9 protein-coding genes are annotated in these 6,734 nt (G+C 71.5%); 2 read left to right on the top strand and 7 right to left on the bottom strand.

The window, feature by feature from the left end:
- Positions 1 to 348 precede the first annotated feature (348 nt).
- Positions 349 to 1,689: an MFS transporter gene (locus tag C1I98_RS33065; protein ID WP_111171274.1), complete on the top strand. Its 1,341-nt coding sequence runs from the start codon at positions 349 to 351 to the stop codon at positions 1,687 to 1,689.
- 45 nt (positions 1,690 to 1,734) lie between these two features.
- On the opposite strand, the gene C1I98_RS33060 is transcribed toward C1I98_RS33065, so the two are convergent.
- The 3 genes from C1I98_RS33060 to C1I98_RS33050 form a co-directional block, all read right to left on the bottom strand.
- Positions 1,735 to 2,970, bottom strand: coding sequence for a Dyp-type peroxidase (locus C1I98_RS33060; RefSeq protein ID WP_111171273.1), 1,236 nt, complete (start codon positions 2,968 to 2,970; stop codon positions 1,735 to 1,737).
- Complete coding sequence (locus tag C1I98_RS33055) at positions 2,963 to 3,526, bottom strand: copper chaperone PCu(A)C (RefSeq protein ID WP_111171272.1); 564 nt, start codon at positions 3,524 to 3,526, stop codon at positions 2,963 to 2,965. Before C1I98_RS33055 ends, C1I98_RS33060 begins: the two co-directional genes overlap by 8 nt.
- 147 nt (positions 3,527 to 3,673) lie before the next feature.
- Positions 3,674 to 4,237 (bottom strand): MFS transporter, encoded by a 564-nt coding sequence (locus tag C1I98_RS33050; protein WP_146607787.1) that lies wholly within the window; start codon positions 4,235 to 4,237, stop codon positions 3,674 to 3,676.
- A 684-nt stretch (positions 4,238 to 4,921) separates the two neighbouring features.
- On the opposite strand from C1I98_RS33050, the gene C1I98_RS42015 reads away from it, so the two are divergent.
- Positions 4,922 to 5,062 (top strand): hypothetical protein, encoded by a 141-nt coding sequence (locus C1I98_RS42015; RefSeq protein WP_158558283.1) that lies wholly within the window; start codon positions 4,922 to 4,924, stop codon positions 5,060 to 5,062.
- Between the two features lie 76 nt (positions 5,063 to 5,138).
- Here the strand turns inward: C1I98_RS42015 and C1I98_RS33045 are convergent, their stop codons facing one another.
- The 4 genes from C1I98_RS33045 to C1I98_RS42010 all read right to left on the bottom strand — a co-directional run.
- Positions 5,139 to 5,744: a GTP-binding protein gene (locus tag C1I98_RS33045; protein WP_111171270.1), complete on the bottom strand. Its 606-nt coding sequence runs from the start codon at positions 5,742 to 5,744 to the stop codon at positions 5,139 to 5,141.
- Positions 5,725 to 6,075 carry a DUF742 domain-containing protein gene (locus C1I98_RS33040; RefSeq protein WP_199537393.1) on the bottom strand — a complete coding sequence of 117 codons (351 nt, stop codon included), beginning with the start codon at positions 6,073 to 6,075 and terminating at the stop codon, positions 5,725 to 5,727. The genes C1I98_RS33045 and C1I98_RS33040 overlap by 20 nt, the downstream gene beginning before the upstream one ends.
- Complete coding sequence (locus C1I98_RS33035; protein ID WP_111171268.1) at positions 6,072 to 6,497, bottom strand: roadblock/LC7 domain-containing protein; 426 nt, start codon at positions 6,495 to 6,497, stop codon at positions 6,072 to 6,074. The genes C1I98_RS33040 and C1I98_RS33035 overlap by 4 nt, the downstream gene beginning before the upstream one ends.
- Positions 6,478 to 6,734, bottom strand: a 257-nt coding sequence (locus C1I98_RS42010; RefSeq protein WP_158558282.1) for a hypothetical protein, incomplete at its 5' end; no start/stop codon positions are given. The genes C1I98_RS33035 and C1I98_RS42010, both read right to left, overlap by 20 nt.

Genomic DNA, 6,734 nt, shown 5'->3' with positions numbered 1-6,734 from the left:
CCCCATGACCCCACGCCCGGCCTCGGCCCACGGTCCAATGCGGCGGCCTTGCCCGACGGCCTCTGGCCGGGACAGGCCGGCGGGCGCCCTCACTCTGGGCTCCAGCCGCCATCGACGCCCAAGTCCCGACCCACGGCCCCGCGACCGGTCAACCGGTCGCCGCCCCTGAAACGCCCGGCCTCGGCCCAACGCGGCGGCCTCTGGCCGCGCCGGTGGGCGGGTTCGCCCGGGGGCCTGGTGGTGGTGCCGGAATATGTCGGTGGCCTGCTCTATGTTGGGGCCATTGTCAGGTTGTCCGCCTTGGGTGGCGTTGCCGCCCTGTTTGGCCGTTTTGCCGGAGGCCCCTTCATGACCGAACCGACAGTCGCCGACGGTGGTGGCACCGCGCGCTGGCTGCGCGGCCCGTTCCGTCCCTTCCAGCACGGCCAGTACCGCCTGCTCACCGGCTCCCTGACGGCTTCCCTCCTGGGCGAAGGGCTGTGGCTGATGGCCATGGTCTGGCAGGTGATCGCGCTCGGCGGCGGCGCCGTCGACCTGTCGATCGTCTCGACCGGCACCGCCGTGGGCATGGTGGCGACCGCCCTGCTCGGCGGCGTGGTCGCCGACCGGGTGCCACAGCGCCGCATTCTGCTGGTCACCGAGACCGTTCTGGCCACCGCCGCCGTCGCCATCGCGGTGCTCGCGCTGCTCGGCGTCGTGCAGATCTGGCACCTGGCCGCCGTCGCGCTGATCCGCGGCCTGGGCAGCGGCTTCTACTACCCCGCCTACTCCGCGATGCTGCCCTCGATCGTCCCGGCGAGCCACCTGCTCGCCGCCAACGGTTTCGAGGGCATGCTGCGGCCGGTGGTCCTCCAGGCGGCGGGCCCCGCGCTGGCCAGCCTCATGGTCGCGGCCCACTCCCCCGCCGCCGCGCTGACCGTGGGCGCGGTCGCGCAGGTGGCCGCGATGGCCTTCCTGATCCTGCTCCGCCCGGTCGCGCTACGGCGCGACCGCAGCGCCGAGGCGGACGGGCATCCCGTCCGCTCGATGCTGGCCGACATGCGCGAGGGCTTCGTCTACATGCTGAAGACGCCCTGGCTGCTGGCCACGCTGATCTTCTCCGCGCTGATGGTCCTCCTGGTGATGGGACCGATGGAGGTGCTGATCCCGTTCGCGGTCAAGGACGGCGCGGGCGGCGGCCCGAAGGACCACGCGATCGTGATGGCCGCCTTCGGCGTCAGCGGCGCGCTCGCGTCCCTGATCATGGCCTCCCGCAAACTGCCCAGGCGCTACCTGACCGCGATGAACGTCATGTGGGGCCTGGCCTGCCTGCCGTTCGTGCTGATCGGGGTGGCCAACCAGATCTGGCTGATCGTGGTGGCCGCGTTCGTGCTGGGCGCGCTGTTCAACGCCCCGATGGTGATCTGGGGCACGCTGTTGCAGCGCCGGGTGCCGCCCGCCCTGCTCGGCCGGGTGTCCAGCCTCGACTTCTTCGTGTCGCTGGTCTTCATGCCGATCTCGATGGCGCTCGCCGGTCCGGTGAGCGAGGCGGTCGGCCTGACCCCGACGTTCGTGATCGCGGGCCTGCTCCCGCTGCCCATCGCGATCGTGGCGATCCTGCTCGCCCGCATGCCCGCCGACGAGATCGCCCACCCTCTCGACCACCCGGACGAGGACGCCGTACCGGAGACGGCCGCCACCGCGCGTTGACCGGCGGGGCTCCCTCCCGTGGTGGGAGAGGAGCCCCGCCGGGGGTCAGGCCAGCAGGCTCTGGCCGATCCAGCCGTCCGGGCCGCAGCCCGGCGGGACGGCGAAGACGGCCGAGCCGATCGGGGTCGTCCACTCGTTCAGCAGGTCCGCTTCGGCCAGCCGGCGCTGGACGGGCACGAACTGCCGGTCGATGTCGGCCTGGTAGGACGCGAAGATCAGCCCCGAGTCGGCGGTGCCGCCCGCGGAGACGCCCTCGTCGTAGTTGTAGACCCGGCGGAAGATCCGCATCCCTGGATCTTCGACCCGGGCCCTGCGGATGTGGGCGTACTCCGAGATCATCGGCAGCCCGGCGGCGGTGAGCCGGGCGAAGTCCGGCTCGTCGTGCTCCTGCCTGCCGGTGAGCGGCGCGCCGGTGTCCAGGCGGCGTCCGACGGTGAACTCCTTGGCCACCACGTCGGCGGCGTCCCAGCTTTCCAGCTCGGCGCGGATCCGGCGCAGGACCAGCGTGGTACCGCCGTGCAGCGGGCCGCCGCCGGTGATCCAGACGGCGCGCTCGAAGTCCGGCGTACCGGGGGCGGGGTTCACCGTGCCGTCGAGCTGGCCCATCACGTTGCGCTGGGTGAGCTCGGGCCGCTGGGTGTGCGCGGCCCGGCGGAATCCGCGCTGGGTCCAGCGGACGGTCGCGAACGACCGCACGTCCTTGACGATCATCCGCAGCGCGTGCGCCACGGTGAGCGGGTCGTCCGCGCAGATCTGGACCAGCAGGTCGCCGCCGCTCCAGCGCTCCTCCAGCTTGTCGATCTTGAAGGCCGGCAGGTCCTTGACCGGGGGCGTACGGCCGGGCCCGCCGCCCACGGCCGCGAACAGCCCGGGGCCGAAGCCGAAGGTGACGGTGAGCCGGGCGGGCAGCGCCGCCAGGTCCGGCTCGGTGTCGGCCAGCGCGGGCCGGCCCTGCGTGAGCCGGCGGGCGTCGTCGGTGAGCAGCCGCATCATCCGCGAGACGCTGTCCCGGTCGGCTCCCCGCCGCAGGTCCAGGCCGAGGAAGACGGCATGGGCCTGCGGCCGAGTGGCGATCCCCGCCTGGTGCGGCCCATGAAACGCCTCGACGGCGGTACCACCGTCCGCCGTACTCCCCGCCTGCGCGGCCGTCGCCCGCCCGGCGGTGGCCATCACCCCGGCCACCGCCGCGGCCCCACCGTACAAAACCCCCCGCCGGCTGACCTCGGCCCGAACACCCGCAACGGCCTCCCGCCGGCCCGGGGCCTCTGGGGGGTTACTCATGGCCGTCGCCCTCGTTCATGCCCTCCATGCCCGGCTGGTAGTTCTCCTTGGCGCCGGCGAAGTCCTTGCCCACGGCGGTGAAGGAGAAGGTGCCGCCGCCCTGGAGGGTGAGGGTGAAGGGTACCTCGGCGCCCGGCTCGACCTTCTCGGCGACGTCCATGAGCATGATGTGGTCGCCGCCGGGCGTGAGTTGGTGGGAGCCGCCTGCGGGGATCACGAAGCCGCCCTCCTTCGGGCGCATGATCATTTTTCCCTTGGACTCCACGACCTCGTGCAGTTCGACCTTCGGTGACAGCGGCGTGCTGCCGGCGACGACGGTGATGTCCGCGCCGCTGTTGTTGACCAAGGTCCCGAACGCGGCGGTCATGCCCTTGCCCGCCGTCTTGACCCATGGGTCGGTGATGCTGAGCGCCGCGCCCGGGGCCTCGCTGGACGAGGACGCGGACGCGGGCAGGGAGACGGGAGCGGCGGCGGGGGCCGCCTGGGTGGTACCGCACGCCGTGGTGAGCGCGGCGACGGCCAGGCCGACGGTGGCGATGGTGACACGCGAGAACATGAATTTGAGCCCTTCTATCCGGCTTGCGCCGGTACTGGTGCCATGGCACTGCTTCGAGCCCGGCGGGCGTTTCGCGCACGCCGGAGGCACCCCTGCCGGGCAGGGGCGTTCGAGAATCGGGAACACCCGACCCGGCGGACGGCCGGATCAGGCGGACACGGTGCGAAGGGCTCCAGGGGGCCCGCGGCGGCCCATGCCGTGGCCGAGCCGGAGCGAGTACCGGGGCACCGGGTGCTCGGCCGGGATGAACGCGACCGGCCGACCGTACGGGACGGGAGAGACGATCAGGACCGGCGCGAGCCGTACCGCGAACCGCCGGGTCAGCGCCCACAGTAGTGCCTCGCCGCGGGCCAGCCAGATCGCCGCCAGGACGACCGCCCAGCCGTGCATGACCAGCATGCCGAGGTCGATCGTGATGGCGGCGGAGTGGGCGTGCCCGTGGGCGGCGGCCGGCGGCTCGATGGCGTGCGCCGCCGAGAACAGTACGTGCAGCCCCGCCTGGGAGGCGGCGAGCGTCGGCAGGATCACGCCGAGCGGCCGCTCCCGCCCCGCCAGCGCATGCGCCGGGCCGAACGAGAACAGCAGCGCCACGAACGCCGACAGCGCCGAGACCGCCCCGCCCGCGAACGCGTGCGCGCCGACGCCGAGCACGACCGAGACCGCGGCGAAGGCGGCGGCGCGCAGCAGGCGCAACGACGACGTGGCTGACATATCGCCATCATTCTGGCATCGCCCCCCGTCGCCCGCCGCAGCGCTCCCGTGGACGTGACCTTTGACCCCGCACGGACGTCATGAGATCGCGCAGGCGGCTTCGTACCGTGGCCGGGAAGGAAAAGACGAATGAGGTCGTCCGGTCGAGTCGTCACCCGGCGGCGATCCGACGCTCAAGGATTCGCCGCACACTCCCGTCGAGCCGAGTGGCGTCACCCGGCCTCGCTGCTCCGCCGCCGGAGCAGCGAGGCGCTCAGGCGGTGAGGCGTTCCGCCTCGTGGTGCAGGGCCTCAATGAGAAGAAGCTCCACCAGCGTGTCCTTCTCCAGGCCGTCGAGTACTTCCATCGGGCCTCCCTCAGTAATCGACGCCCGGAGAACCTCACTCGTTGACAGACCCGCGACGGCGCGCACGAATCCCGATGCACGACCATGACACCGTGGCCCGCCCTCATCCCGCAAAGCCGGACGCATCACCACAATTCCGCCATAAGCACCAAATCATTAAAAGGCGGCTATGAAGCAGTCAAGTCCCTCAAAATTGTTTTTTTAATGGACCAGGCCGAGATTGACGGGATTTCGGCGGGGTGCACCACAGGCAGCGCCGACGCCACGTCATCCCCATACGACCCGAAAGGTATGACCAGGTAGGTCTCTTACCGAATGAATCATCGGAAAGGGGAATAATGCCCTGGGATTTCGAGACTTTCGCGCTTGGCGCCTCGACCACCGGCGGGCTCACCTCCGTCTCCCGCAGGCCGGACACCATGGAGGTCTGGTGGGTCGGAGCCGACGGCTCCATCCAGCACAAGTGGTGGTACGAGTGACCGGCGCCCCGCGGGGCTGAACCGGCGTCCGGGGCTCGGCTGGAGGACCGCCGCGCCACCTGGCGGCGGTCCCCCCTCAGGCGAGGTGCGACGAAACGGCCTGGCCGCCCTCCACGGCGTACCGCACGAGGGTGGTCAGCACCTCCTTGACCGACGCGCGCTCGCGTACGTCGCACAGCACGACCGGGATGGTCCCCACGAGACCAAGCGCCCGCCGTACCTTGGCCGGGTCGTAGCGGCGGGCCCCGTCGAAGCAGTTGACGCCGACGACGAAGGGGATGCCGCGCTGCTCGAAGTAGTCCACGGCCGGGAAGCAGTCCTGTAGCCGCCGGGTGTCGGCCAGGACGACCGCGCCGAGCGCGCCCAGGGCCAGTTCGTCCCACATGAACCAGAACCTGTCCTGGCCCGGCGTGCCGAACAGGTACAACCACAGCCCCTCACGGATGGTGATCCGGCCGAAGTCCAGCGCCACCGTGGTGGTGATCTTGGCCTCCACGCCCGAGGTGTCGTCCACTCCGACGCCCCGCTCGCTCAGCAGTTCCTCCGTGTGCAGCGGCCGGATCTCGCTGATCGTGCCGACCATCGTGGTCTTGCCGACGCCGAAGCCGCCCGCGATAAGGATCTTGATGGCCAAGGCCGGGGCGACGGCGGTCGTGCCCGGCTCAGAGGCTGCGTAGTCCATGCAGCACTTCCCTGTAGATACGTTCGTCGATCGTCTGCGTCGCGGGACGCGGGCGCTCGATGGTGATGAAACCCTCGCGCCGCAGGTCGCCCAGGATGACCCGGGTGATGTTGAGCGGCAGTGCGAGGTGGGCCGCGACGTCCGCCACCGGTGTCGGCCTGCGGCACAGCGAGAGCACGGCGCGATGCTCCGGAATGAGGTCCGCGGGCTCGTAGGAGCCGCCGACCGTCCGGACGATGGCCACCAGGTCGAACGCCTCGCCCTGCGGGCGCGCCCTGCCCCCGGTCAGCCCGAACAGCCGGATCAGCGGCCCTGGATCCTCGCCTGTCACGGCCTCCCGCCGTTCCAGGCGGGCGCCGGCGCCGCTCCCCTCGGCTGCGTGGAAAGGTGCTCACCGACCCGCTTGACCAGGAGCGCCATCTCGTAGGTGACCATGCCCAGCTCGGCGTCGGCGGCGGCCAGTACGGCCAGCCGGGCGCCCTGCCCGGCCGCGGTGACGAACAGGAAGCCGCCCTCCATCTCGATGATCGTCTGGCGTACACCGCCGAGCGCGAAGTGTCGTCCCGCGCCCATCGCCAGGCTGTGGCTGCCTGCGGAGATGGCCGACAGGTGCTCGGCGTCCTCTCGGGTGAGCTCCCGGGAACCGCCCATGGCCAGCCCGTCGGCCGACAGCACGATGGCGTGCCGGATGCCGGGCACGCGCTGGGTGAGGTCGTCGAGCAGCCAGCTCAGTTCATTTCTGGGGTCGGGCATCGGGATGGTCGTCCTTTCCGTTCCACGCATCTTGTCCCTGCTCGGCCTGACGCCGGCCCTGCTGCCAGCCGCGTTGCATGGAGGACATCAACTGGGCGAGCTCTTCAGGCGAGCGCACGGAGACCGCCCGCCGTTCCGTTGGGCGGGCGGCGCGAAGCTGGGGGGCCATGCTGGCCTGGGGGACGCGCATGGGCAGCCCGTCGAGGTCCGCGTCGGCGTCCTGGGCGGGCACTGTAA

The organism is Spongiactinospora gelatinilytica (assembly GCF_003236385.1).
Taxonomy (GTDB): domain Bacteria; phylum Actinomycetota; class Actinomycetes; order Streptosporangiales; family Streptosporangiaceae; genus Spongiactinospora; species Spongiactinospora gelatinilytica.
Note: the sequence above shows the minus strand (reverse complement) of the source record. Positions and strands in the feature narration are given on the sequence as shown.